The following is a 24967-nucleotide window of genomic DNA, read 5'->3' as shown; positions in this document are numbered from 1 at the left end:
TGTGAGCTATAGGATTGAACACTGGCAGGAGCATTTATAATGACTGTGGTAGTGATGGCGAACTTTTGACCGTTCGTCTGTCTCTTAATGCAGAATTCGGAATCCGACACAGCGACCGGCGCGTTTTTTCGCGTATTGTTGTGCGGGATGTTAGCTGAGAGCGTTTAACGTGAATTTACTCACTATGAGTACTGAGCTTGGATTAATTTTTCTCTTTTCCCTGGCTTTCCTCTTTTTTGCTCGAAAAGCAGCTAAAAAAATTGGTTTAGTTGATAAGCCTAACTCACGTAAACGCCATCATGGCGCGATTCCGTTGGTGGGCGGCATTTCTGTGTTCGCAGGTATCTGCTTTACGTTTGCCATTACCAACTATTACCTGCCACACGCGATGCTCTATCTGGGCTGCGCAGGGGTGCTGGTGCTGGTTGGCGCACTGGATGACCGTTTCGATATCAGCGTCAAATTTCGCGCGGTCGTGCAGGCCATTGTCGCGCTGGTGATGATGTTTGGCGCAAAACTTTATCTGCTCAGCCTGGGCTTTATCGTCGGTCCGTTCGAGCTTATCGTTGGCCCCTTTGGCTATGTGCTGACACTGTTTGCCGTCTGGGCTGCAATCAACGCCTTTAATATGGTGGATGGCATCGATGGTCTGCTGGGCGGCCTCTCCTCCGTCACCTTTGCCGCCATGGGAATCATCCTCTACTTCGATGGCCAGACCAGCCTTGCGATGTGGTGTTTTGCGATGATTGCCGCCACGCTGCCCTATATTCTGCTTAATCTTGGCTTCCTTGGCCGCCGCTTCAAAGTCTTTATGGGTGATGCCGGCAGTACCATGATCGGTTTCACCATTATCTGGATTCTGCTGGAAACAACGCAGGGCCTGAGCCATCCCATTACCCCCGTCACCGCACTCTGGCTTATTGCCATTCCGCTGATGGATATGGTGGCGATTATGTATCGTCGTCTGCGTAAAGGCATGAGCCCGTTCTCGGCTGACCGTCAGCACATCCACCATCTGATCATGCGCGCCGGTTTCACCTCACGTCAGGCCTTTGTGCTGATAACTGTTGCTGCGGCCATCCTTGCCGGGATCGGTGTGCTGGGCGAATATCTGGCGTTCATTCCGGAGTGGGTGATGCTGCTGTTGTTCCTTGGCGCTTTCATGGTTTACGGCTACTGCCTGAAACATGCGTGGCGCGTGGCGCGACGTATCCGGCGCATTAAGCGCCGCCTGAGCCATTACCGCGAAGCAAAAAATAAATGAACCCGATGCTGATTAAAGGATACTTCTTCCATGCCTTCTGACGTTGTGGACAACGAACTGGATATTCGCGGCCTGAGCGGCCGTTTATGGCGTGGCAAACGCTGGATCATCGGGCTGGCACTGCTGTTTGCTCTGGTCGCCTGGCTGGTCACGCTGCTGCTGAAACAGGTCTGGAGCACCACCGCGATCACCGATCGTCCCACGGTGAACATGCTGGGTTCATACTATTCGCAGCAGCAATTCCTGACCAATCTGGATGCGCGCAGCAACACCTTAACCCTGTCAGCACCGTCACCGACTGTGATGGATCAGGTTTATCAGGAGTTCATCATGCAACTCGCGTCGTGGGATACGCGTCGTGAGTTCTGGCAACAGACGGATTACTTCAAGAGCCGCAAAACCGGCAATGCGCATAACGATGCTGCGCTGCTCGACGATATGATCGGCAATATCCTGTTTACGCCTGCTGACGCGGCCCATAACCTGCCCGATAACGTCAAACTCAAAGCGGAAACGGCAGGTGACGCCAATAATTTACTGCGTCAGTACATTGCCTACGCCAGTGAGCGCGCCGCGCGTCATCTGAACGATGAGTTAAAAGGTGCCTGGCGGGTACGTACCGATCAGCTGCAGGCGCAGGTGAAACGTCAGGAAGATGTGGCTAACGCGGTGTTCCAGCGCCAGCAGCATCGGCTGGAGCAGGCGCTGAAGATCGCCAGCCAGCAGGGCATTAATGAGAAGCAGACGCGCGAAGTGGGTGAGAATCTGGCAGACAGCGATCTGTTCCTGCTGGGTCAGCCGGTTTTACAGGGCCAGCTGGATACCCTGCGCGCAACGGGGCCGAGCTTTGATATCAGCTATGATCAGAACAGAGCAATGCTGACCACGCTGCAGGCCGGACCAAAACTGAACAGCAAGTTTCAGACCTACCGTTATCTGCGCACACCGGAAGAGCCGGTATCACGTGACAGTCCGCGACGTCTGTTCATGATGATTATGTGGGGTGCCGTTGGGGCATTAACAGGCGCGGGAGTGGCGCTGGCACGTCGTCCGCGTCTGATGTCAGACACGCATGAGTGAGAGAAACAGTGTGAAAGTTCTGACCGTATTTGGTACTCGTCCCGAAGCGATTAAAATGGCGCCACTGGTTCAGGCGCTGTCGCAGGATCCTGCTTTTGAATCGCGCCTGTGCGTCACCGCACAGCATCGCGAAATGCTCGATCAGGTGTTGCGTCTGTTTAAGCTCGAACCGGATTATGACCTTAATATTATGCGCCCTGAGCAGGGACTGACTGAGATTACCTGTCGCATTTTAGAGGGCATGAAAACCGTCCTGCTCGATTTCAAACCAGACATTGTGCTGGTGCATGGTGACACCACCACAACACTGGCTGCGAGCCTGGCCGCCTTTTATCAGCAAATTCCGGTCGGACATGTTGAAGCCGGTCTGCGTACCGGCGATCTCGCTTCGCCGTGGCCGGAAGAGGGCAACCGCAAACTCACCGGTCATCTTGCCCGTCTGCACTTCACCCCTACCACCCGCTCGCGTCAGAACCTGTTGCAGGAAAACCTGCCCGATTCGCGCATCATTGTCACCGGCAATACGGTCATTGATGCGCTGCTGTGGGTTCGCGATCGGGTGCTGGATGACTGCAATCTGAATGCACAATTAGCGGCGCGCTATCCCTTTATCGACCCGGATAAGAAACTGGTGCTGGTTACCGGTCACCGGCGTGAAAGCTTTGGCGGCGGTTTTGAGCGTATCTGCAGCGCGCTGGCGCAGATTGCCCGCCAGCATCCTGAGGCGCAGATCGTCTATCCGGTGCACCTCAATCCGAATGTCAGCGAGCCGGTTAACCGGATTCTCAGCGGCATTGAGAATATCATTCTGATTGAACCGCAGGAGTATCTGCCTTTTGTCTGGCTGATGAACCGTGCCTGGCTGATTCTGACCGATTCCGGCGGCATTCAGGAGGAAGCGCCTTCACTGGGTAAACCGGTGCTGGTGATGCGTGACACGACCGAGCGTCCGGAAGCGGTTGATGCGGGTACCGTTAAACTGGTAGGGACGGATATCGACAGGATCGTGGCCAGTGTCAGTGAATTGCTGAGCGACGACGATGCCTGGCAGGCGATGAGCCATGCCCATAATCCGTATGGCGATGGCAAAGCCTGTGGCCGAATTTTACAAGCCTTAAAAGATAACAGAGCTGAATTATGAGTTTTGAAACCATCTCCGTGATTGGACTGGGATACATTGGGCTGCCGACGGCAGCCGTTTTTGCCTCAAAGGGAAAAAAAGTGGTGGGCGTGGATATCAACGCGCGTGCCGTTGAAACCATCAATCGTGGCGCGATCCATATCGTAGAACCCGATTTAGATGAAGTGGTGCATGCGGCGGTTACGCGTGGCGACCTGCGCGCCACCACGCAGCCTGAACCCGCTGACGCTTTTCTGATCGCCGTACCGACGCCGTTCAAAGATGAATATCAGCCCGATCTGCGCTTTGTGAAAGCCGCAGCGGAGTCGATCGCACCGGTTCTGAAGAAGGGCGATCTGGTGATTCTGGAGTCCACCTCACCGGTGGGCAGTACAGAACAGATGGCCGAGTGGCTGGCTGCGGCGCGTCCTGATCTGCGCTTTCCGCAGCACGGTAAGACGCCCGATATTTTTGTCGCCTACTGCCCGGAGCGCGTACTGCCTGGCAAGGTAATGGTTGAGCTGATTAACAACGACCGGGTGATTGGCGGCATGACGCCTGCCTGTTCCGCCCGCGCCAGCGCGTTATACCGGCTGTTTCTGAAAGGTGAATGCGTTGAGACCAACGCCCGCACCGCCGAGATGTGCAAGCTGACTGAAAACAGCTTCCGTGACGTCAATATCGCCTTTGCCAATGAGCTGTCGCTGATTTGTGCCGAACAGGAAATTAACGTCTGGGAACTGATTGCGCTGGCGAATCGTCATCCGCGCGTCAATATTCTGCAACCCGGTCCCGGCGTGGGTGGTCACTGTATCGCCGTCGATCCCTGGTTTATTGTGGCGCAGAATCCTGAACTGGCACGCCTGATCCGCACCGCGCGTGAGGTGAATGACGCCAAGCCGCAGTGGGTGCTGGACCAGGTGAAAACCGCGCTGGCGGATTGCCTGACTCAAACCGGCAAGCGCGCCAGCGAGGTCACTATCGCCTGCTTTGGTCTGGCCTTTAAACCTGACATTGACGACCTGCGCGAGAGCCCGGCCGTGGGCGTGACCCAGAAAATTGCAGAGTGGCACAGTGGCAAGACCTGGGTGGTTGAACCTCACATCGAGCAGCTTGCGGACTCGCTGGCTGATAACGCCGAACTGGTCTCCTGCGAGCAGGCGCTGGCTCAGGCCGATATTCTGGTGATGCTGGTCGATCACCGTGCCTTCCGCGCGATTAACGCCGCCGATGTTCAGCAGAACTGGATTGTCGATACCAAAGGCGTGTGGCGATGAAGCGCTTTTTGATCACGGGCGGTGCCGGTTTTATCGGTTCGGCTCTGGTGCGCTTTCTGATCGCAGAAACCGAACATCAGGTCGTGGTTGTCGATAAACTCAGCTACGCGGGAAATCTGGCGTCACTCGCCAGTGTGGCCAACTCGGACCGCTTCTGTTTTGAGCAGGTCGACATCTGTGACCGTACGGCACTTGATGAGGTGTTTGCCCGTCATCAGCCCGACTGCGTGATGCATCTTGCCGCTGAAAGCCATGTTGATCGCTCGATTGACGGGCCGGCGGCTTTTATCGAAACCAATATTGTCGGGACCTGGCAGTTGCTGGAGGCTGCGCGTTCTTACTGGCAAACGCTGGATGACGCGCGTAAAAGGGCCTTTCTGTTCCACCATATCTCGACCGATGAAGTCTTTGGCGATCTGCATGACAGCCAGGCGTATTTCACCGAAACCACCCCTTATGCGCCAAGCAGTCCTTACGCCGCCAGCAAGGCCAGCAGCGACCATCTGGTGCGTGCCTGGCTACGAACCTATGGTCTGCCCACGCTGGTCACCAACTGCTCAAACAACTACGGCCCGTGCCATTTCCCGGAGAAGCTGATCCCGCTGACCATCATCAATGCGCTGGCCGGTAAGGCCTTGCCGGTTTACGGTAACGGGCAGCAGATTCGCGACTGGCTCTACGTTGAAGATCATGCCCGTGCACTCTACCAGGTGGTCAGCTATGGCAAGCCCGGCGAGACCTATAATATTGGCGGTCATAACGAGCGTCGCAATATTGAGGTGGTCGAGACGATTTGCAGCCTTCTTGAAGAGCTGGCAGCAGAGCAGAAACCCGCAGGGCTTGCGCATTACCGCGACCTGATTACCTATGTCGCTGACCGCCCTGGTCACGATCAGCGCTACGCCATTGATGCCAGTAAAATTGCGCATGAACTTGGCTGGGTGCCACAGGAAACCTTTGAAAGCGGCATGCGTAAAACCGTGGCATGGTATCTGGCGAATCCCGCCTGGTGGCAGGCCATTCTGGATGGTCGTTATCAGGGTGAACGCCTCGGCTTATCGCAATAAACCCGCGTAAGGAGCAGCGATGAAAGGCATCATTTTAGCGGGAGGATCGGGCACGCGGTTACACCCGATAACCCGGGCAGTATCAAAGCAACTTCTGCCGGTCTACGACAAACCGATGATCTACTATCCGCTTTCCGTGCTGATGCTGGCCGGGATTCGCGACATTTTGCTGATCACCACGCCGGAGGATCGGGCGCAGTTTGAACGCCTGCTGGGTGATGGCAGTGAATTTGGTATTCGCCTCAGCTATGCGGTGCAGCCCAGTCCCGATGGACTGGCACAGGCCTTTATCATCGGCGAATCCTTTATCGGCGATGACAATTGCTGCCTGGTGCTCGGTGATAACCTCTATTTTGGTCAGGGCTTCAGCCCCAAGCTGCGGAAAGTGGTCGAACAGAATCGTGGTGCAACGGTGTTTGGCTATCAGGTTATGGACCCGGAACGTTTCGGTGTGGTGGAGTTTGACGATAACTTTAAGGCGATCTCGATTGAAGAGAAGCCACAGCAGCCGAAATCGCGCTGGGCGGTCACCGGCCTCTACTTCTATGACAATCAGGTTATCGAATTCGCGAAGCAGGTTAAGCCTTCATCGCGGGGTGAGCTGGAAATCACCGCCATCAACCAGATGTATCTGGAGCGCGGTGAGCTGACAGTCGAACTGCTGGGACGAGGCTTTGCCTGGCTGGATACCGGGACACACGACAGCCTGGTGGAAGCCAGCATGTTTGTGCAGACGGTAGAAAAACGTCAGGGCTTTAAAATTGCCTGCCTGGAAGAGATCGCCTGGCGTAACAGCTGGCTCAGCGATGACCAGTTGCGTGCCGCGGGTGAAGCGCTGACAAAAACTGGCTATGGCCAATACCTGCTGGATTTATTACATGCCCGTCCACGTCAATATTAATCCCCTTAGCTGGGAGAGCACATTCTTCGGTGTTGATACCGTGCGGCTGGAGCCGCAGGGCGAGACGCCGCTGGAGCAGGCGCTGCGGCATCCCTGTGCACTGATACAGATGAAAGTCGCTGCCAGCGAGACGGCACTGATTGATACGCTGCAGCAGCATCAGTTTCAGCTGGCAGAAGGCGAAGCAGACCTGACGCTGGCGGTTAAAGAGACGGAACGTCAGGCGGGGATTCGCATTGCGCGTGACGCACAAATTCCGCCATTGCGCGATGCCGCATCTCAGCTCTTCAGCCAGAGCCGTTTTCGCGCGCCCTGGTATGCGCCGGACGCCAGCGGTCGCTTCTATGCGCAGTGGATTGAAAATGCGGTGCGCGGCACATTTGACGACCAGTGCCTGGTAGCCAGTGACGCCACCGGTCAGTTGCAGGGTTTTGTTTCGCTGCGCGTGGCAGACGGCGATGCGCGAATCGGTCTGCTGGGCGTGCTGCCTGACGCGCAGGGCCAGGGCGTGGGTCAGCGACTGCTGCTGGCGGCGGCGGACTGGGCACGGGTAAGACAGCTGGCTCAGCTTCGGGTTGCCACCCAGATGAGTAATCTCACGGCGATGCGCCTCTATTTACGCAGCGGTGCCCGGCTCGACAGCACCGCCTACTGGTTTTACAGGAAAGGTCATGATTCCATTTAATGCGCCCCCGATTGTGGGCACAGAAATTGATTATATGCAGTCGGCAATGAACAGCGGCAAGCTGTGCGGTGACGGCGGATTTACCCGTCGCTGTCAGCAGTGGATGGAGCAGCGTTTCGGTAGCAAAAAAGTGCTGCTCACTCCCTCCTGTACCGCTTCGCTGGAGATGGCGGCGCTGTTAATCGATCTGCAGCCCGGCGATGAAGTGATCATGCCGAGCTACACCTTTGTCTCGACCGCTAATGCCTTTGTGCTGCGCGGCGCGCGCATCGTGTTTGTCGATGTGCGCCCGGACACCATGAACATCGATGAAACGCTGATCGAAGCCGCTATCACTGAAAAAACCCGCGCCATTGTGCCGGTGCATTACGCAGGCGTGGCCTGTGAAATGGACACCATTATGGCGCTGGCGGCAAAGCATAAGCTGTTTGTGATCGAAGATGCGGCGCAGGGCGTGATGTCACGCTACAAAGGGCGCGCCCTGGGCACCATTGGTCATATTGGCTGCTTCAGTTTTCACGAAACCAAGAACTACACCGCCGGTGGCGAAGGTGGCGCGACACTCATTAACGACGCCAGCCTGGTCGAGCGCGCCGAGATCGTGCGGGAAAAAGGTACCAACCGCAGCCAGTTCTTCCGGGGTCAGGTCGATAAATATACCTGGCGCGATATGGGGTCGAGCTACCTGATGGCCGATCTGCAGGCGGCCTATCTCTGGGCGCAGCTGGAAGCCGCTGAGCGCATCAACCAGCAGCGGTTACGCATCTGGCAGCGCTATTACGACGCACTCCAGCCGCTGGCGGCCCAGGGACGTATCAGCCTGCCGGTGATCCCCGCCAGCTGTGAACACAATGCGCACATGTTTTATATCAAACTGCGCGATCAGGACGATCGCCAGGCGCTGATCAACTGGATGAAAGAAGCTGAGATACTGACGGTGTTCCACTATATTCCGCTGCACAGTTCGCCAGCCGGTGAGCGTTTCTCGCAGTTTGTCGGCGACGATCGCTATACCACGCAGGAAAGTGAACGTCTGCTGCGCCTGCCGCTGTTCTATAACCTGTCCGATAATAATCAGAGCACGGTTATCAGCTCACTGCTGAGCTTCTTTTCCTGATGTCATTGGCCAGAGCCTCAGTGTGGACCGCATCGTCCACGCTGGTAAAAATTGTGGCTGGTCTGCTGGTGGTCAAACTGCTGGCGGTAAGTTTCGGACCCGAGGGTGTCGGCCAGGCGGGGAACTTTCGTCAGCTGATCACCGTGCTGGGTGTGCTGGCGGGCGCGGGCATCTTCAATGGCGTCACCACCTATGTGGCGCAGTATCAGCAGCAGCCCGGACAACTGCGCGCGATGGTGGGCACGGCATCCGCTATGGTGCTGGGCTTTTCCGGTGTGCTGGCGCTGCTGTTTCTGCTGGCGGCGGCACCCATCAGCGCCGCGCTGTTTGGTCATGATCGCTATCAGGGCGTCATCCGCGTCGTCGCCTTTCTTCAGCTCGGTATCGCCTGGGCCAACTTTACCCTGGCGCTGCTGAAGGGTTATCGCGATGCGCGCGGTAATGCGCTGGCACTGATTCTCGGCAGCCTGACTGGCGTGGCGGGCTATCTGCTCTGCTGGTGGCTGGGTGGCTATCAGGGGGCGCTGATTGGCCTGGCACTGGTGCCGGCCTTGCTGCTGCTGCCGGCGCTACTGATGCTGAAACGCCGCGCACCGCTGCCGCTGAGCTGGCTGCGTCCGCAATGGCACCCTGAGCTGGCGCGTAATCTGGCAAAATATACCCTGATGGCGCTGATCACGGCTGTGACCCTGCCGGTCGCCTGGGTGTTGATGCGTAACCTGCTGGCAGAGCAGGAAGGGTGGGCGCAGGTAGGATTGTGGCAGGGTGTCACCAGTATTTCGGATGCCTATCTACAGTTTATCACCGCAACCTTTAGCGTCTGGCTGTTGCCGACGCTGGCGCGGCTTGAGAGCAAACACGACATTGCACGCGAGATTGGCCGTGCACTGCGTTTTGTACTGCCCGCCGTAGCGGTTGCCAGTTTTGGTGTCTGGGTGCTGCGCGATTTCGCCATCAGCCTGTTGTTCTCTGAGGCTTTTCGCGGGATGCGCGATCTTTTCGTCTGGCAGCTGTGCGGTGATGTTTTTAAAGTCGGTGCCTATGTTTTCGGATATCTGGTTATCGCCAAAGCCTCGCTGCGCTTTTATGTTCTCACTGAGATCAGCCAGTTTCTGTTGCTGACGCTGTTCTCACGCTGGTTGATCCCGTTACATGGCGCGACGGGTGCGGCGCAGGCCTATATGTTTACCTATGTGGCTTACTTTGCCCTGTGTTGTGGCGCTTTTATTGTTTACTGCCGGAAAAAATGACTTTAATTCACGTTTTGGGATCGGACATTCCCCACCACAATCTTACGGTGCTGCGCTTTTTCAACGATGTACTCAGCGTTAAGCAGCCCGTGGCTTCGCCACGCCATTTTATGGTAGTAACGCAGCAGCCAGAGAGCCTGGCACCGTTCAGTGCATTGCAGATTGAGTGCTTTACCAGCAAGAAAGCGCTGGCGCAGGCGGTGCTGCAGCGGGCCAGAAATCGTCAGCAGCGTTTTTTCTGCCACGGTCAGTTTAACCCGTGGATCTGGCTGGCGTTACTCAGTGGCAAGTTGCGCCGTTCCCAAATCTTCTGGCATGTCTGGGGTGCCGATCTCTATGAAGATTCACGCAGCCTGAAGTTTCGCCTGTTCTATCTGGTTCGCCGGATAGCACAGGGACGCGTTGCACAGGTTTTTGCGACCCGTGGCGACCTGCATCACTACCAGCAGCGTCATCGCAGGGTGCCGGGTTCGCTGCTCTATTTCCCGACCCGAATGCCCGCCGCCGCAGTTGAGTCTGATCCCGCAGAGCCGTTTACGCTGCTGCTGGGCAACTCCGGCGATCCAAGTAACCGGCATATTGAAGGTTTAAAAGCGATTCGCGCGCAGTTTGGCACGCAGGTGCGCATCGAGGTGCCGCTGGGCTATCCGCCAGGCAACGAGGCGTACATCAGTGAGATTCAGGCTGCAGCAGAGACACTGTTCCCTGACGGGCAGGTGAATCTGATGCGTGAAAATCTGGCGTTTGATGATTATTTAGCGCTGCTGGCGCGCTGTCATGTCGGCTATTTTATGTTTGAACGTCAGCAGGGAGTGGGAACACTCTGTCTGCTGATCCAGGCCAACGTGCCGTTTATCCTGACCCGCAAAAATCCGTTCTGGCGTGATGTGGCTGAGCAGCAGCTTCCGGTATTGTTCAGCGAAGATACGCTGTCGCCTGCGATGATTGCCGAGGCACGCCGCCAGCTGATGAGCTGTGATAAACAGGCGATCGCCTTTTTTTCGCCGGGCTATCTCGCAGGCTGGCGGGCCGCGTTACAGCTCAGCGAAGGGGAGTTGTCATGAGTCTTATGCAGTTTGGCGGCCTGCTGGTGGTCTATCTGCTGTCGCTGGTTTTTATTCTGACCCTGACCTGGCGGGAGTTTAAGCGCGTCCGTTTTAACTTCCACCTGTTCTTTACACTGCTGTTCTTACTGACCTTTTACTTCGGCTTCCCACTGACCTCGGTGCTGGTGTTTCGCTTTAATGTTGAGGTGGTGCCGGTCGAGAATCTGCTGGAGGCGTTGCTGTCAGCGACGGCATTTTACGCCATTTATTACGTCAGTTATAAAGTGCGGCTGAAGCCCGCCAGTGCGCCACCGGCGAAGCCCTGGCTGCAGATGAATCGGGTTGAAACGCACCTGACCTGCGTGATTCTGGCGCTGGTGGCGCTGGGAACCGTCACTGTGTTTTTCATTCACAACGGTTTTCTGCTGTTCCGCCTGACCGCCTATAACCAGATCTTCTCCAGTGAAGTCTCGGGGGTGGCGCTCAAGCGCTTCTTCTACTTCTTTATTCCGGCGATGTTGATCCCCTATTTTCTGAGCCCGACGCGCCGCAACTGGCTGCTGTTCCTGGTGGTGACGGTGGCCTTTGGTTTGCTGACCTACGCACTGGTGGGCGGCACCCGCGCCAATATCATTATTGCTTTTGCCCTGTTCCTGTTCATCGGGATCACCCGTGGCTGGATCACATTGTGGATGCTGGCAACGGCGGGCGTACTGGCGATTGCGGGGATGTTCTGGCTGGCGCTGCGCCGCTATAACCTCGACGTAATGGGCGATGAAGCGTTTTATACCTTCCTCTATCTGACGCGTGATACGTTCTCGCCGTGGGAGAATCTGGCTCTTCTGCTGGATAACTACGCCCGCATTGAGTTCCAGGGGCTGGCGCCGCTGTGGCGTGATTTCTACGTTTTCATTCCGACCTGGCTCTGGCCGGATCGGCCGCTGGCGGTGTTAAACAGTGCGAACTACTTCACCTGGGAAGTGCTGAATAACCATTCTGGCCTGGCGATTTCCCCCACATTAATTGGATCGCTGGTGGTGATGGGCGGCGTCTGGGCGATTCCAGTTGGTGCTGTCGCGGTAGGGATGATTATCAAAGCCTTTGATGCGATCTATCAGCGTGGCTGCCTTGAGACCAATCGCTACACCGGCGCCATCCTGCAAAGCTTCTGTTTTGGCGCGGTATTTAACATGATTGTGCTGGCCCGCGAAGGTCTCGATGCGTTCGGTTCTCGCGTGGTGTTTTTCTGCATCATTTTTGCTGCCTGTCTGGGCATAGCTAAATTACTTTTCTGGTTACTGGATCGCGCAGGTTTGATTCGCGACCGCAGCAGGCGGGTGTTGCACAGCCCGCTCTGATTAACCTCTGGGATTGACGGAAGATATGACAACGTTAACTGAGACGCCGCAGTACCGGATTCGCGGCGTTGATTTGTATGGCTTCGAAAACATGCCGTCGGCGGTGAATTTTTTGATGCCGCCGCAGCGCGTTCGCAGCGGTATTTTAGTGGCGATCAATGCAGAGAAGATTCTGACCGCTGAGCGGGATGAGGGATTACGCACGCTGTTAGCGCAGGCTGAATATGCGTATGCCGATGGCATCAGTATTGTGCGGTCGATTCGTAAAAAATATCCGCAGGCGTCGGTGCAGCGCATTGCGGGAGCAGATTTATGGGAAGCGTTGATGGAGCGCGCCGGGCGTGAAGGGACGCCGGTGTTTCTTATCGGTGGTCGCCAGCGGGTGCTGGATGAAACCTGTGATAAGTTACGCCGCCAGTGGAATGTGAATATTGTTGGCGCGCAGGATGGCTATTTTGCGCCAGCCGATCAGGATGCGCTGTTTGCCCGGATTGCGGCTAGCGGTGCGAAGCTCGTCACTGTAGCGCTGGGATCGCCACGTCAGGAGCTGCTGATGCTGGCGTGCCGTGCGCACTGTCCTGATGCGCTCTACATGGGCGTAGGCGGAACCTACGATGTTTTTACCGGTCATGTGAAGCGCGCCCCTAAAATCTGGCAGCGACTGGGGCTGGAGTGGCTCTATCGTCTGATTCGACAACCGAGCCGCCTGCGCAGGCAATTAAAACTGCTTAAATATTTGCGCTACCACTGGCGCGGCGATCTCTGATATTGCTGATAAATGCCGCATTTTTAGGCATTGTGAGAGAGGAAATGCACTATTTGTCGAGAAAGTGCACAAAGCGTAATCAAACGCGTCTTTTTATTTAAAAAGCACTAGACACGATGGGCGCTTATCTCTAGTATGCACATCCGCAACGGCGCTACGCGCCCGTAGCTCAGCTGGATAGAGCGCTGCCCTCCGGAGGCAGAGGTCTCAGGTTCGAATCCTGTCGGGCGCGCCATATCGTTTGTGCGCATGAGCTTCGGTGGTTGATTTACCGCGGTTGGCAGTAGAGATTTAAATGGTGCAGGTTTTAAATCTGTGACATTAAGAATTGTGGTGGCTATAGCTCAGTTGGTAGAGCCCTGGATTGTGATTCCAGTTGTCGTGGGTTCGAGTCCCATTAGCCACCCCAGATTTTGCTGGGAAACGCGAAGGTGGCGGAATTGGTAGACGCGCTAGCTTCAGGTGTTAGTGTCTTAACGGACGTGAGGGTTCAAGTCCCTCTCTTCGCACCAGGCAAAACAGTTAAAAAAATCGGCGAGTAGCGCAGCTTGGTAGCGCAACTGGTTTGGGACCAGTGGGTCGGAGGTTCGAATCCTCTCTCGCCGACCATTTTTAGAAACCTGTCTGAAAAGACAGGTTTTTTTTCGTCTGTAGAAAAGTGGATTCGAATGTCTGCGGGAGATATGGGCCGGGCCGGCTTGGGTGCTGTGGAACAATGTTGCTGTGAGTTCGAGTCTGCGAAGGGAACACGGTCAGATCGGAAAGGCGCTAATGCCATCCATGGCCGCTCGGCCCACGCGATTACGCACCTCATCCCTGAGGTGCGCCCGTAGCCGGGCCAACGCTCTGCGTTGTTCAAAAACGCTCCCGGCGTTTTTGTCCCAGGCGTGGGACGCTTTCCTCCTCTGACCGTGTTCCCTACGCATTGGGCTTCTTCATTGCTGCGGAATCACTCTGCTTTGACTCCGCACGCAGTATTAGCAGAATCAATAGCGTCGTGAATTGCCGACAAATAAGTCATTGTTATTGTTGAGTTAACAGAGAGATTGATCTTGCTGTCTCTATTAAGAGACAGAGAAAATGCCAGCTGTCGCCGGATACCGACACTTAACATCGGACATGGCTAAGAACAGATTCGGCACTGTGATTAAGTTATTGATTTATAATTACTTTAAAAATAAACCTTAACCTGGCACGGCTTGTGCAACACCTCTGCTGTAGATGCTCATTCCACCTCTTATGTCTGCTTATGCTACATAAACCTGGGAATGATGCAGAGCCAATTTTCGGTACCTGTTGTCTGCCTGCCTGTATCGCGTAAGCCTTACAGGGTTAACAGACACCACGTTGAGTCAGGTACCTCCCGGTTGTCTTACCGACCTGATCTTACACCTGCCACTGGCAGGTGTTTTTTTTTGCCTGCGAGAACCGGATGGCAGATTTTGGGCACAAAAAAGCCGGGCGAGCCCGGCTTTATCCTGTCTGACAATCGCATCAGGCGTTTGGGTTATTCTTCAGCGTCAGCAACAACCCTTCACGGCGCATTTTTGCAGCCTCTTCCGGGCGATGCAGACGGTCATAAACATCTGCCAGCCATGCATAATCGAACGCATCCGGACGCTGCGCCAGCGCCTGCTGCAGCGCGTCAGCTGCCTGCTGCCATTCCCCATGACGCATCAGCAACTGCCCCAGCGTACTGTGCAGCAACGGCGTTGCGCCATGCTGTTTAATCTGCTGACGTAATGCTTTCTCCAGTGCTTCGGGATTGCCGCTTTTGATACGTGGCATCAGCAGTACCAGACGATCGTCATAATGACGTTTCAGGCCTTCCAGCACGATAGACTGTGCGGTGTCGTGATCGTCACACTCAATCAGATGATCCGCCATGGCGACCTGCAACGTCGTATCCTGACGGGTCTTGCGACTCAGTGTGCTCCACCAGCGCTTCAGCCCATCACTGCCCTGATCAGCCATCGCCTGATTCATCAGACCCAGCCAGGCCTGCTGCTGCAAGGCATCACGATGGAGCTCATCGCCGACCTGTGACTTCTGCATCGACGGCAGAATATCCAGCAACGCACTCCAGGCACCTGTGCGAATATACGCCTGTTCGGCCAGGCGCAGCACTTCCGGGTGACGCGGTGCCACTTCCAGCAGGCGGTCGATGCTATGACGTGCAGCGTGATCTTCGTTACGTGCCAGCTGAATACGTGCGCGGGCGATTTCCACCGGAATGGTATTGTTTTCCGACAGCTCTGCAGCACGCTCAAGATGCTGATTAGCACGGGCTTCATCACCACGCTGTTGTGCGGCTTCTGCAGCCAGCAGATAGTTGGCTACAGGCACATCAGCGTGATCGGCATCTTTAGAGAGCAGTTTCTCAACCTGACGGTGGTCGCCTTCTGCCAGCTTCATCAGCGCCGACTGAGTATGGCGCTGGGCGCGACGGCGTTTACGTCCGGTAAACCAGCCACGGGTCCGCGCGCCGGTGTGCAGCACGCGGCGCAGCAGCCACTCTACGGCCAGAATCACCAGCAGGCTGAGAATAAGGATAATGACCAGGCCTGTGACGCTGGTTTCGATATTCCAGTTATCAGTCTGAATCAGCACGTAGCCCTGATGACCGGCAATCATCGGTCCCAGCACCACGCCCGCAATCAGCAGGATAAAGAGGATAAATACCTTAAGCATGCTTAGCCCCCCTGCTGATTAGCAGCGGCAGAAGGTTGCGCTAACAGGTTACGCACCCGCGTCTGCATCAGCTGTTCCAGCAACGGCTGACTTTCCAGGTTATCCGGCAGATCCATATTGATGTTCTGCTGACTCAGCTCATCCAGCTGAGCAAGGAAAGCTTTGGTGGCGGCATCATTAGTGTCGTACCAGGCGCGAACCCAGGCGGACACGGTATCGATAGATTGTTTATAAATCTCATCCTGATGACGCGGAACAGCCTGAGCAGCGATCAGCAGACGTGAGCGGATATTCTCACGCAGATATACATCCTGATTCGGTGCCAGCAGCGGCTGTGCGGTGTTATCGCGGCGACGGATGGTAATAAAATCATCCATAAAATTATGCCAGCTTTTCACCAGATTCTGACGCCATTCGCGCACCGAACCTGAGAGCTCGCCGCCATCGCTGTCCATCGGCGCATCATCGCTGTCGTTATCGGCCAGGCGCAGATTATCAACGTTATTCGACAACTGATTCAGCTTGAGGATCACCCCGTCGTAGTCGACCTGCGTAACGGAAGAGAGGTTGCTGATATCCTGGGTCAGTGCACGACGCACATTCATCACGCTGGGATCGTTCATGTCGGCCAGGCTGGCATCGGCGCTTTTCAGCAGTGCCGCGGCTGTCGTGACATCCTGATCGCTCCAGAGTTTGCGGCCCGCCAGTTTCACCAGATAGTCCGCCTGTGCCAGCAGCCAGCTGCGCACGTCGTTGCCAGAGATCACGGCTACTTTTTCACGCAGGGTTTCCAGCTCTTTTGCTGAGGCATTCTGCTGCTGTTGCGCAGTCTGCAACGCCTTTTCAGCGCTACTTAATTGCTGTGTCAGCTGCTGTTTATCGCTGCCGGCCTGCTGCTGCAACGCGCTTAACTGGTCGCTCAGCTTTTGATTGGTTTGTGCCTGTAAATCAGCCTGATGTTTCCCGTTAAGGTATAAACCCGCACCCATCGCCAGCGCGATGACAATCGCAACGGCACCCAACACCATGCCACCCTTTTTCGCATTACGCGGTGGTATGCTGTTGCTGGAAGAGGAGCGGTCAACCGCTGGGGTGGTTTCTTCAACCATGGCGGAGGAGTCTTTTTGTTCCGTCATATGTGGCACATCCCATTGTTAAAGTTCAGCGTAACGCGCGCAGCAGCGCATCGTTATCGGCACCATCGGCTACCTGAATATCCTGCCAACCTAATCCAGCGGCCAGGGTAGCCAAACGTTCACTGACGACAATCAGTCGGCAGTGGAGCAGCCATTCCTCACGATCAACCGCGGGGAACAGCGAAAAGAGCTGTTGTAACATTTCACCGCTGGTCACCACCAGCACCGAGACGCCGCGATCGCGCCAGCGGCGGCCTTCAACGGGTCCATCATAATGCTTCTGGCAGCGCTGGTAGCAGGCAGCAAACGTTACCTCAGCACCTCGCCGGGTTAAGGTCTCTGCCAGCAATTCGCGTCCGGGATCGCCTCGCAGGATCAGCGCACGTTTACCGGAAATCTGCTGAAGCGTGTTTATCTGGATCAATTCCTCACTGGTTTCATGAGCATGTGGCCAGGTCACCTGCTGGCCACTGACGGTGTGAAACGCCAGTGCGGTGCTGCGACCAATTGCATAATAGTCCAGCTCAGTGGGCCATGCTTTGATCGCATGCTGCGCGTAGTGAATAACCTGCTGAGAAAGGATAAAGACGAGGTCGCCAGCATGAAGTCCGGCGAGCTTCTGGGGCAGAGAGGCGAGGTCAGCGCCCGGTGCGAACTCGATCAGCGGCAGGCTCCACGCCTGTTTGCCAAGGGCATGCAGGCGCGATACCAGCTCTGCCGCTGCGGGTTCCGGGCGCGTCACCAGGATGGTCATGCCGGCGGCTGCCCCTGGTAAACTTCTTTCAGGATTTCACGTGCGCCGCCATTCAGCAGTTCATCGGCCAGTGAAATGCCCATCTGTTCTGCCTGCGCGCGTGGACCCCGGCGTTCGCCGCTGACCATCACCCGGCCATCTGGTGCGCCGACCATGCCGCGCAGCCAGAGGTCATTGCCTTCCAGCACCGCGAAACTGCCGATGGGTACCTGGCAGCCACCCTCTAAGCGGGTATTCATGGCGCGTTCCGCTCTGACGCAGACTTCGGTGTCATCGTGGTTCAGTGCCCGTAACAGGTCAATTAAGACGCTGTCGTCCAGACGGCATTCAATGCCGACCGCACCCTGACCCACGGCGGGCAGGGAAACTTCGGCAGGCATTGCCTGGCGAATGCGATCTTCCAGTCCCAGGCGTTTCAGCCCGGCAACGGCCAGAATGATCGCGTCATACTCTCCGGCATCGAGCTTGCCGAGACGGGTGCCCACATTACCCCGCAGCGAACGGATCACCAGATCCGGACGGCGCGCACTAATCTGGCACTGACGACGCAGGCTGGAGGTGCCGACAATGGCTCCCTGTGGCAGCGCGTCAATAGAGTCATAATGATGGGAAACGAACGCATCGCGCGGATCGTCGCGCTCGCAGATGGTCACCAGGCCCAGACCTTCAGGGAAACTGACCGGCACATCTTTCATGGAGTGCACAGCCATATCGGCACGGCCATCCTGCATCGCCAGCTCAAGCTCTTTGACAAACAGTCCTTTGCCACCCACTTTTGCCAGCGGCGTATCAAGAATAATGTCACCTTTCGTGACCATAGGCACCAGCTCAACGCGAAGTCCCGGATGGGCACTCATGAGGCGTTGCTGTACATAATGTGCCTGCCATAATGCGAGCGGGCTTTGTCTTGTAGCAATTCTGAAAATTTTGTCTAACATGCTGTTAACCATTTTTATCGTTCACTGAATATCCTATCATCTCTGGATGAATACTGTCAGTTTCAACGGATTGAAAAGGGCCTGCGCACGGTTTCAGGCCCGGATTATCAAGCCATAACGTGGGAACCAGCGCTGAAAAGGCGGGAAGCTGGTAAGAACGTGCTAAACTGTTAAGTAGCGCAACTTTCTTTACGGTCAATCTGGCGAGTGTTAGATTGATCACGTTTCCAGCAATTATCTGCCCACTTTTTACTTTAATAAGCGGCAGAGCGTGGAAACAGGGTGCTTAAACACTGGGACAATCAGGCGAAACGTCTTGTACCTCTACATTGAGACACTGAAACAGAGACTGGATGCAATCAACCAGCTGCGCGTTGATCGTGCGCTGGCTGCTATGGGACCCGCTTTTCAGCGCGTCTACAGTCTGCTGCCAACCTTATTACATTATCAACATCCTCAGATGCCGGGTTACCTTGAAGGTAGCGTTCCATATGGCATCAGCTTCTACACGCCTGATGAAAATCAGCGCCAGCTGCTGGCCGATCTCACCGGCGACAGCGACCTGCGCCATGCCGATGCGCCGAAAGGCGAGATGCCAATCACCGCCATTTACTCCATGGGCAGCACCTCGTCTGTCGGCCAGAATAGCGTCTCGGATCTCGATATCTGGGTCTGCCATCAATCCTGGCTTGATAATGAAGAGCGCCTGAATCTGCAGCGCAAATGTACGCTATTGCAGAAGTGGTGCGTCTCAATGGGTGTGGAAGTCAGTTTCTTCCTGATTGATGAGAACCGCTTCCGTCACAATGAAAGCGGCAGCCTGGGCGGTGAAGATTGCGGCTCAACCCAACACATTTTGCTGCTGGATGAGTTTTACCGTACTGCGGTTCGTATGGCGGGCAAACGTCTCCTGTGGAATATGGTACCGGGTGAAGAAGAGCATCACTATGACGATTACGTGATGTCGCTGTACGCGAAAGGCGTGCTGACCCCCAATGAGTGGCTCGATCTGGGTGGCCTCGGTACGCTGTCTGCTGAAGAGTATTTTGGTGCCAGTCTGTGGCAGCTCTATAAAAGCATCGACTCGCCTTATAAAGCCGTACTGAAAACGTTGCTGCTGGAAGCCTATAGCTGGGAATACCCGAACACGCAGCTGCTGGCGATGGATATCAAACAGCGCCTGCACGACGGCGAAATCATCTGCTTCGGACTCGATCCTTACTGCATGATGCTGGAACGCGTAACGCACTATCTCACCAGCGTTGACGATCAGCCGCGTCTTGATTTGGTTCGTCGCTGCTTCTATCTCAAAGTGTGTGAAAAGCTCAGCACCGAAGATCATCATCATCGCACCGGCTGGCGTCGCGAGATTTTATCGCAGCTGGTCAAAGAGTGGGGCTGGAACGAAGAGAAGATTGCCGTTCTGGACAACCGCGCCGAGTGGAAAATTGAGCGGGTGCGCGAAGCTCATAATGAATTACTGGATGCGATGATGCAAAGCTATCGCAACCTGATCCGCTTTGCCCGCCGTAATAACTTAAGCGTTAGCGCCAGCCCGCAGGATATCGGTGTATTAACCCGTAAACTGTATGCCGCGTTTGAAGCGCTGCCGGGCAAAGTGACGCTGGTGAACCCGCAGATTTCGCCCGATCTCTCTGAACCGAATCTGACCTTTATTCATGTCCCACCTGGCCGTGCCAACCGTTCCGGCTGGTATCTCTATAACCAGGCACCAGATATGGATTCGATCATCAGCCATCAGCCGCTGGAATATAACCGCTACCTGAACAAGCTGGTGGCGTGGGCGTGGTTTAATGGTCTGCTGACCCGCAAAACCCGGCTGCATATTAAAGGCAATGAGATTTGCGATCTGGCGCGTCTGCAGGAGCTGGTTAACGATGTTTCCAGCCACTTCCCGCTGCGTCTGCCTTCGCCGACACCAAAAGCGCTCTACAGTCCGTGCGAAATTCGTCACCTGGCGATTATTGTTAACCTTGAGCATGACCCGACAGCGGCCTTCCGCAACCAGGTGGTGCACTTCGACTTCCGCAAGCTGGATGTTTTTAGCTTTGGTCAGCAGCAGCAGTGCCTGATTGGCAGTATCGATCTGCTCTATCGCAACTCCTGGAATGAGGTGCGTACACTGCATTTCAGCGGCGAACAGGCGATGATCGAAGGACTGAAAACCATTCTTGGCAAGATGCATCAGGATGCCGCACCGCCGGATACGGTGGAAGTGTTCTGCTACAGCCAGCACCTGCGCGGTCTGATCCGCACGCGCGTGCAGCAGCTGGTCTCAGAGTGCATTGAGCTGCGCCTTTCCAGCACACGTCAGGAGCCGGGCCGCTTTAAAGCGCTGCGCATGGCAGGCCAGACCTGGGGTCTGTTCTTTGAACGTATGAGTGTTTCTGTGCAGAAGCTGGAAAATGCCGTTGAGTTTTATGGCGCGATCTCCAACAACAAGCTGCATGGACTCTCTATTAAAGTCGAAACGAATCAGACGCCGCTGCCACCCGTTGTTAACGGCTATGCCAGCGAAGGCATCATTCAGTTCTTCTTTGAAAACACCACGGATGAGCGCGGCTTCAATATCTACATTCTCGATGAGACGAATCGGGTTGAGGTCTATCACCACTGTGAAGGCAGCAAAGAGGAGCTGGTGCGCGACGTCAGTCGGTTCTACTCCTCATCGCACGATCGCTTCACATATGGGTCGAGCTTTATCAACTTTAACCTGCCGCAGTTCTATCAGATTGTGAACACGGGTGAGCGATTCCAGGTGATTCCGTTCCGTAGTCAGACGCTGACGCAGCTGTGTACGACGCAGCCTGACAACGACAACAGCGACTATCAACCGCGCTATCAGGTGCATTGATGCTGACGGCCTGCCTGCGCTCTGCAGGTGGCCGCTATCTTTCTGGCTTGTCACCCGGTTCACGCTATTAGCGGGGATTTCCTGTTGCTTTTCCACCTTCAACTGCGATGATAAGCATCCAGGTAAAGGACATGAAGAGCATAAAGAATGAAGAAAGTAATAAGCCTGTTGGCCGTGACACTGGCTGTAACCAGCCTTGCAGGTTGTGGTCTGAAAGGACCGCTTTACTTCCCGCCGAAGGATCAGCCGAAGAAACAACAATCGCCGACCGAACGCCAGAAAGCGGATGCCAAAAAAGCCGATGTGGGCGGACTGGTTACCGGCAACTCAGGCGTACAAGCGAACTAATCTGATGGCTTATCCGGCGGAGCAAAAAATGCAGTTCTCCAAAATGCACGGTCTCGGCAACGATTTTATGGTTGTGGATGCAGTGACACAAAACGTCTTTTTTTCGCCGGAGTTGATCCGCCGGCTGGCCGATCGTCATCTGGGGATCGGATTTGATCAGCTGCTGATTGTTGAACCCCCTTACGATCCCGATCTCGATTTCCACTATCGCATTTTCAACGCCGACGGCAGTGAAGTGGCTCAGTGCGGTAACGGTGCGCGCTGTTTTGCCCGCTTTGTTCAGCTCAAAGGGCTGACCAACAAGACCGATATCCGGGTCAGTACGCAAAATGGCCGTATGGTCCTGACCGTGACGCCGGATGACCAGGTGCGCGTGAACATGGGCGAGCCCAACTTTGAGCCTCAGCAGGTGCCGTTCCGCGCCAACAAAGCCGAAAACCTCTATCTGCTGCGCGTTGCCGAACAGACGGTAATGCTGGGTGCGGTGTCGATGGGTAATCCTCACTGCGTCATCCAGGTTGAAAGTGTGAAAACCGCGCAGGTTGAACTGCTGGGCCCGATTCTGGAGAGCCATGAGCGTTTCCCGGATCGCGTCAATGTGGGTTTTATGGAGATCATCAATCCCGAACATATCCGCCTGCGCGTCTATGAACGCGGCGCGGGTGAAACACAGGCGTGCGGCAGTGGCGCCTGTGCTGCCGTTGCATGCGGCATTCAGCAGGGCATTCTGGCACCTAACGTCCGTGTCGATCTGCCTGGTGGAACGCTGCATATCTCCTGGAAAGGTGCCGGTCAGCCGCTCTATATGACCGGGCCTGCGACACACGTCTACGATGGGTTTATTCATCTATGAAAAATATCGAAGAGCAGACTGACAGTTCGGTTCTGCTGGACGATCAGGCCGTCAGTGATTATCTGCGGCAGAATCCCGATTTCTTTATCCGCAATGCCCGCGCAGTTGAACAGATGGCGGTGCCGCATCCGGTGCGCGGCAGCGTGTCGCTGGTTGAGTGGCACATGGCGCGGCAACGCAACCACATTCAGCGGCTGGAAGAAGAGATCACGCTGCTGATGGAGCAGGCCAGCGCTAACCACGAACTGTTTGACCGTCTGCTGTCGCTGGAAAGTCATCTGGCAGCGGCTGATTCGCTGCAGGATATGCTCAACCGACTGCACCGCTGGGCACGTGAATTGGGCCTGGCAGGTGCCAATGTGCGGCTGTTTAGTGATAAATGGCTGCTGGGCGCGCCTTCCGATTTCTTTCAGCTGAGCCTGTCGCGTCAGGCGTTTGAACCGCTGCGTATTCAGCGCTTCGGTAACCAGCATCACTATCTCGGCAACATTAATGGCCCGGAACTGCTGCTGCTGCTGCCGCAGGCAAAAGCGATCGGTTCGGTGGCCATGTCGCTGATGGGCGAAGAGGGCGATCTCGGCGTGCTGGTGTTCAGCAGTCGCGACAGCCAGCACTACCAGTCGGGTATGGGGACACTGCTGTTGCAGCACCTGTCGCAGATGATGCCTGATCTGCTTTCCCGCTGGGTCGAGCGCGCATGAGTAGCACGCTGCTGGAGGCTGTCGACGGATTCCTGCGCTACCTGAAAGTGGAGCGCCAGCTGAGTCCGTTAACCCAGAGCAGCTATGCGCGACAGCTTGCCGCGCTGGTGGCGATTGCTGACGAGATGAAGCTCAGCAGCTGGGCACAGCTGGAACCCGCGCAGGTGCGCAGCATGGCGGCGCGTAGCCGTCGTGCCGGACTCTCTGCCAGCAGCCTGGCGCTGCGCCTCTCTGCGCTGCGCAGTTTCCTCGACTGGCAGGTGAGTCAGGGTTTGCTCTCCGCTAATCCTGCCAAAGGGGTAATGACGCCACGTAAAGCACGGCATCTGCCCAAAAATATTGATGTTGATGAAGTGAATCAGCTGCTGGAGATCGACCTTGACGATCCGCTGGCGGTGCGCGACCGGGCGATGCTGGAAGTGATGTATGGCGGCGGTCTGCGTCTCTCCGAACTGGTCAATATGGATTGCCGCCATGTCGATCTCGATTCCGGTGAAGTGTGGGTCGTGGGTAAGGGCAGCAAAGAGCGCCGGGTTCCGATTGGCCGCACGGCCGTCACCTGGATCCAGCACTGGCTGCCGCTGCGTGAAACGTTCGGTGCCCAGGATGATGCGCTGTTTCTGTCGACGCGCGGCAACCGCATTTCGCCCCGCAACGTACAGAAGCGCTTTGCCGAATGGGGCATCAGACAGGGTCTGGCGAGCCATATCCATCCGCATAAGTTGCGCCACTCTTTTGCCACGCATCTGCTGGAGTCCAGCGGCGACCTGCGCGCCGTGCAGGAGTTACTGGGGCATGCGAATCTGTCGACGACCCAGATCTACACCCATCTCGACTTCCAGCATCTGGCTTCGGTGTATGACGCTGCGCATCCCCGCGCCAAACGAGGAAAGAACGAATGAAGTTTTATCGTCCGCTGTCGGCCATAAAAGCTATGAGCTTCGACCTTGATGACACGCTCTACGATAACTACCCGGTGATTCGTCGTACCACGCTGGAGTCCCATGCGGCGTTGCAGGCTTTTCATCCGGCGCTGCGTGACTTCACGCCGCAGGATTATCAGCAGTTACGTGACGAACTGCTGCAGCGTGAGCCTGAAATCTATCATGATGTATCGGAGTGGCGACGCCGTTCGGTAGAGCTGGCGATGCTGAATGTCGGCCTCTCGGCCGCTGAAGCGACAGCGGGCGCGGCAGATGTCATGGCGGTCTTTCATCAGTGGCGGAGTCAGGTCGAGATGCCGGATGAGACGCATCAGACGCTAAAAGCGCTGGCGGAAAAAATCCCGCTGGTGGCGGTCACCAACGGTAACGCCTGCCCGGAAAAAATGGGCATTGCGCACTACTTTCAGTTTACGCTGCGGGCCGGGCCGGATGGGCGCGCCAAGCCGTGGCAGGATATGTATCAGCTTGCCGCGCAACGCCTTGATATCGCACCACATCATATTCTGCATGTCGGTGATGACCTCACAACCGATGTCGCGGGCTCACTGCGCTCTGGACTGCAGGCCTGCTGGATTAACCTGCGGCAGGGCAACCTGATGCATATCCCGGATGCGCGCCTGTTGCCGCATGTCGAAATTTCGCGGTTGGCATCACTCACCTCACTGCTATAATGGCTGTAAATTTATCCAGTCGTCTCCTCTTTTCTGCTTTGCCGCCGTCGCTAATCTGGCATCTGTGTCGCCGCCTGACGGGCAGCGATACTGTCTTGCGGCAGGCGGAATAATCAGCGCGACGA

The 24967-nt window shown here is 55.9% G+C and carries 22 protein-coding genes and 4 tRNA genes; 22 read left to right on the top strand and 4 right to left on the bottom strand.

What is annotated here, in order from left to right; all coding sequences use genetic code 11:
* The first annotated feature begins 184 nt into the window (after positions 1–184).
* From wecA to IAI47_RS18445, 16 genes are all read left to right on the top strand, one after another.
* Positions 185–1264 (top strand): UDP-N-acetylglucosamine--undecaprenyl-phosphate N-acetylglucosaminephosphotransferase, encoded by a 1080-nt coding sequence (wecA, locus tag IAI47_RS18520; RefSeq protein ID WP_003851958.1) that lies wholly within the window; start codon positions 185–187, stop codon positions 1262–1264.
* Positions 1265–1294: 30 nt separating this feature from the next.
* Positions 1295–2344, top strand: coding sequence for an ECA polysaccharide chain length modulation protein (gene wzzE, locus IAI47_RS18515; protein ID WP_003851956.1), 1050 nt, complete (start codon positions 1295–1297; stop codon positions 2342–2344).
* 10 nt (positions 2345–2354) lie between these two features.
* Positions 2355–3485: a non-hydrolyzing UDP-N-acetylglucosamine 2-epimerase gene (gene wecB / locus IAI47_RS18510; protein WP_008926425.1), complete on the top strand. Its 1131-nt coding sequence runs from the start codon at positions 2355–2357 to the stop codon at positions 3483–3485.
* Positions 3482–4741, top strand: coding sequence for a UDP-N-acetyl-D-mannosamine dehydrogenase (gene wecC / locus IAI47_RS18505; RefSeq protein WP_008926426.1), 1260 nt, complete (start codon positions 3482–3484; stop codon positions 4739–4741). The genes wecB and wecC overlap by 4 nt, the downstream gene beginning before the upstream one ends.
* Positions 4738–5808 carry a dTDP-glucose 4,6-dehydratase gene (rffG, locus tag IAI47_RS18500; RefSeq protein ID WP_008926427.1) on the top strand — a complete coding sequence of 357 codons (1071 nt, stop codon included), beginning with the start codon at positions 4738–4740 and terminating at the stop codon, positions 5806–5808. The genes wecC and rffG overlap by 4 nt, the downstream gene beginning before the upstream one ends.
* 19 nt (positions 5809–5827) lie before the next feature.
* On the top strand, positions 5828–6709 hold the full coding sequence (gene rfbA, locus IAI47_RS18495; RefSeq protein ID WP_008926428.1) for a glucose-1-phosphate thymidylyltransferase RfbA: 882 nt from the start codon (positions 5828–5830) through the stop codon (positions 6707–6709).
* A complete protein-coding gene (gene rffC, locus IAI47_RS18490; protein ID WP_003851951.1) occupies positions 6687–7394 on the top strand; it encodes a dTDP-4-amino-4,6-dideoxy-D-galactose acyltransferase in 708 nt (235 codons plus the stop codon). The genes rfbA and rffC overlap by 23 nt, the downstream gene beginning before the upstream one ends.
* Positions 7381–8511, top strand: coding sequence for a dTDP-4-amino-4,6-dideoxygalactose transaminase (gene rffA / locus IAI47_RS18485; RefSeq protein ID WP_039658617.1), 1131 nt, complete (start codon positions 7381–7383; stop codon positions 8509–8511). Before rffC ends, rffA begins: the two co-directional genes overlap by 14 nt.
* Positions 8511–9761: a lipid III flippase WzxE gene (gene wzxE, locus IAI47_RS18480; RefSeq protein ID WP_033743352.1), complete on the top strand. Its 1251-nt coding sequence runs from the start codon at positions 8511–8513 to the stop codon at positions 9759–9761. Before rffA ends, wzxE begins: the two co-directional genes overlap by 1 nt.
* Complete coding sequence (locus IAI47_RS18475) at positions 9758–10825, top strand: TDP-N-acetylfucosamine:lipid II N-acetylfucosaminyltransferase (RefSeq protein WP_008926431.1); 1068 nt, start codon at positions 9758–9760, stop codon at positions 10823–10825. The genes wzxE and IAI47_RS18475 overlap by 4 nt, the downstream gene beginning before the upstream one ends.
* The gene (wzyE, locus tag IAI47_RS18470; RefSeq protein ID WP_008926432.1) at positions 10822–12165 is read left to right on the top strand and encodes an ECA oligosaccharide polymerase; all 1344 of its coding nucleotides are present in this window, start codon (positions 10822–10824) and stop codon (positions 12163–12165) included. Before IAI47_RS18475 ends, wzyE begins: the two co-directional genes overlap by 4 nt.
* Before the next feature lie 25 nt (positions 12166–12190).
* Positions 12191–12931 carry a lipopolysaccharide N-acetylmannosaminouronosyltransferase gene (wecG, locus tag IAI47_RS18465; protein WP_008926433.1) on the top strand — a complete coding sequence of 247 codons (741 nt, stop codon included), beginning with the start codon at positions 12191–12193 and terminating at the stop codon, positions 12929–12931.
* Between the two features lie 158 nt (positions 12932–13089).
* Positions 13090–13166 (top strand) — tRNA-Arg (locus IAI47_RS18460).
* A 98-nt stretch (positions 13167–13264) separates the two neighbouring features.
* A tRNA-His gene (locus IAI47_RS18455) sits at positions 13265–13340 on the top strand.
* Positions 13341–13356: 16 nt separating this feature from the next.
* Positions 13357–13443: transfer RNA gene (locus tag IAI47_RS18450), tRNA-Leu, on the top strand.
* Positions 13444–13463: 20 nt separating this feature from the next.
* Positions 13464–13540: transfer RNA gene (locus tag IAI47_RS18445), tRNA-Pro, on the top strand.
* An 885-nt stretch (positions 13541–14425) separates the two neighbouring features.
* On the opposite strand, the gene hemY is transcribed toward IAI47_RS18445, so the two are convergent.
* From hemY to hemC, 4 genes are read right to left on the bottom strand one after another with little or no spacing between them, the layout of a single operon-like run.
* Positions 14426–15622 (bottom strand): protoheme IX biogenesis protein HemY, encoded by a 1197-nt coding sequence (gene hemY / locus IAI47_RS18440; protein ID WP_008926434.1) that lies wholly within the window; start codon positions 15620–15622, stop codon positions 14426–14428.
* 2 nt (positions 15623–15624) lie between these two features.
* Positions 15625–16758, bottom strand: a complete 1134-nt coding sequence (hemX, locus tag IAI47_RS18435; RefSeq protein ID WP_008926435.1) for a uroporphyrinogen-III C-methyltransferase — start codon at positions 16756–16758, stop codon at positions 15625–15627.
* 25 nt (positions 16759–16783) lie between these two features.
* The gene (hemD, locus tag IAI47_RS18430; protein ID WP_003854352.1) at positions 16784–17512 is read right to left on the bottom strand and encodes a uroporphyrinogen-III synthase; all 729 of its coding nucleotides are present in this window, start codon (positions 17510–17512) and stop codon (positions 16784–16786) included.
* Complete coding sequence (gene hemC, locus IAI47_RS18425; RefSeq protein WP_033743361.1) at positions 17509–18450, bottom strand: hydroxymethylbilane synthase; 942 nt, start codon at positions 18448–18450, stop codon at positions 17509–17511. The genes hemD and hemC overlap by 4 nt, the downstream gene beginning before the upstream one ends.
* A 316-nt stretch (positions 18451–18766) precedes the next feature.
* Between hemC and IAI47_RS18420 the strand changes: the two genes are divergently transcribed.
* The 6 genes from IAI47_RS18420 to yigB all read left to right on the top strand — a co-directional run bounded on the left by IAI47_RS18420 (position 18767) and on the right by yigB (position 24842).
* Positions 18767–21325 (top strand): class I adenylate cyclase, encoded by a 2559-nt coding sequence (locus IAI47_RS18420; protein WP_003854355.1) that lies wholly within the window; start codon positions 18767–18769, stop codon positions 21323–21325.
* 147 nt (positions 21326–21472) lie between these two features.
* Positions 21473–21673, top strand: a complete 201-nt coding sequence (locus IAI47_RS18415; RefSeq protein WP_008926437.1) for a lipoprotein — start codon at positions 21473–21475, stop codon at positions 21671–21673.
* Between the two features lie 28 nt (positions 21674–21701).
* Positions 21702–22526, top strand: coding sequence for a diaminopimelate epimerase (dapF, locus tag IAI47_RS18410; RefSeq protein WP_008926438.1), 825 nt, complete (start codon positions 21702–21704; stop codon positions 22524–22526).
* Positions 22523–23227: a DUF484 domain-containing protein gene (locus IAI47_RS18405; protein WP_003854361.1), complete on the top strand. Its 705-nt coding sequence runs from the start codon at positions 22523–22525 to the stop codon at positions 23225–23227. Before dapF ends, IAI47_RS18405 begins: the two co-directional genes overlap by 4 nt.
* A complete protein-coding gene (xerC, locus tag IAI47_RS18400) occupies positions 23224–24129 on the top strand; it encodes a tyrosine recombinase XerC (protein ID WP_008926439.1) in 906 nt (301 codons plus the stop codon). Before IAI47_RS18405 ends, xerC begins: the two co-directional genes overlap by 4 nt.
* Positions 24126–24842, top strand: a complete 717-nt coding sequence (gene yigB / locus IAI47_RS18395; RefSeq protein ID WP_008926440.1) for a 5-amino-6-(5-phospho-D-ribitylamino)uracil phosphatase YigB — start codon at positions 24126–24128, stop codon at positions 24840–24842. The genes xerC and yigB overlap by 4 nt, the downstream gene beginning before the upstream one ends.
* The last annotated feature ends 125 nt before the right edge of the window (positions 24843–24967 follow it).

The organism is Pantoea sp. MT58, assembly GCF_014495885.1.
Taxonomy (GTDB): domain Bacteria; phylum Pseudomonadota; class Gammaproteobacteria; order Enterobacterales; family Enterobacteriaceae; genus Pantoea; species Pantoea eucalypti.
Note: the sequence above shows the minus strand (reverse complement) of the source record. Positions and strands in the feature narration are given on the sequence as shown.

Coding starts and splice junctions, on each gene's coding strand:
- wecC (WP_008926426.1), top strand. CDS start 3,482: ATGAGTTTTGAAACCATCTCCGTGATTGGACTGGGATACATTGGGCTG.
- rffA (WP_039658617.1), top strand. CDS start 7,381: ATGATTCCATTTAATGCGCCCCCGATTGTGGGCACAGAAATTGATTAT.
- rffC (WP_003851951.1), top strand. CDS start 6,687: ATGCCCGTCCACGTCAATATTAATCCCCTTAGCTGGGAGAGCACATTC.
- dapF (WP_008926438.1), top strand. CDS start 21,702: ATGCAGTTCTCCAAAATGCACGGTCTCGGCAACGATTTTATGGTTGTG.
- wzzE (WP_003851956.1), top strand. CDS start 1,295: ATGCCTTCTGACGTTGTGGACAACGAACTGGATATTCGCGGCCTGAGC.
- IAI47_RS18475 (WP_008926431.1), top strand. CDS start 9,758: ATGACTTTAATTCACGTTTTGGGATCGGACATTCCCCACCACAATCTT.
- wecG (WP_008926433.1), top strand. CDS start 12,191: ATGACAACGTTAACTGAGACGCCGCAGTACCGGATTCGCGGCGTTGAT.
- wzyE (WP_008926432.1), top strand. CDS start 10,822: ATGAGTCTTATGCAGTTTGGCGGCCTGCTGGTGGTCTATCTGCTGTCG.
- wecA (WP_003851958.1), top strand. CDS start 185: ATGAGTACTGAGCTTGGATTAATTTTTCTCTTTTCCCTGGCTTTCCTC.
- hemY (WP_008926434.1), bottom strand. CDS start 15,622: ATGCTTAAGGTATTTATCCTCTTTATCCTGCTGATTGCGGGCGTGGTG.
- hemC (WP_033743361.1), bottom strand. CDS start 18,450: ATGTTAGACAAAATTTTCAGAATTGCTACAAGACAAAGCCCGCTCGCA.
- hemX (WP_008926435.1), bottom strand. CDS start 16,758: ATGACGGAACAAAAAGACTCCTCCGCCATGGTTGAAGAAACCACCCCA.
- IAI47_RS18415 (WP_008926437.1), top strand. CDS start 21,473: ATGAAGAAAGTAATAAGCCTGTTGGCCGTGACACTGGCTGTAACCAGC.
- hemD (WP_003854352.1), bottom strand. CDS start 17,512: ATGACCATCCTGGTGACGCGCCCGGAACCCGCAGCGGCAGAGCTGGTA.
- wzxE (WP_033743352.1), top strand. CDS start 8,511: ATGTCATTGGCCAGAGCCTCAGTGTGGACCGCATCGTCCACGCTGGTA.
- IAI47_RS18405 (WP_003854361.1), top strand. CDS start 22,523: ATGAAAAATATCGAAGAGCAGACTGACAGTTCGGTTCTGCTGGACGAT.
- xerC (WP_008926439.1), top strand. CDS start 23,224: ATGAGTAGCACGCTGCTGGAGGCTGTCGACGGATTCCTGCGCTACCTG.
- rffG (WP_008926427.1), top strand. CDS start 4,738: ATGAAGCGCTTTTTGATCACGGGCGGTGCCGGTTTTATCGGTTCGGCT.
- rfbA (WP_008926428.1), top strand. CDS start 5,828: ATGAAAGGCATCATTTTAGCGGGAGGATCGGGCACGCGGTTACACCCG.
- yigB (WP_008926440.1), top strand. CDS start 24,126: ATGAAGTTTTATCGTCCGCTGTCGGCCATAAAAGCTATGAGCTTCGAC.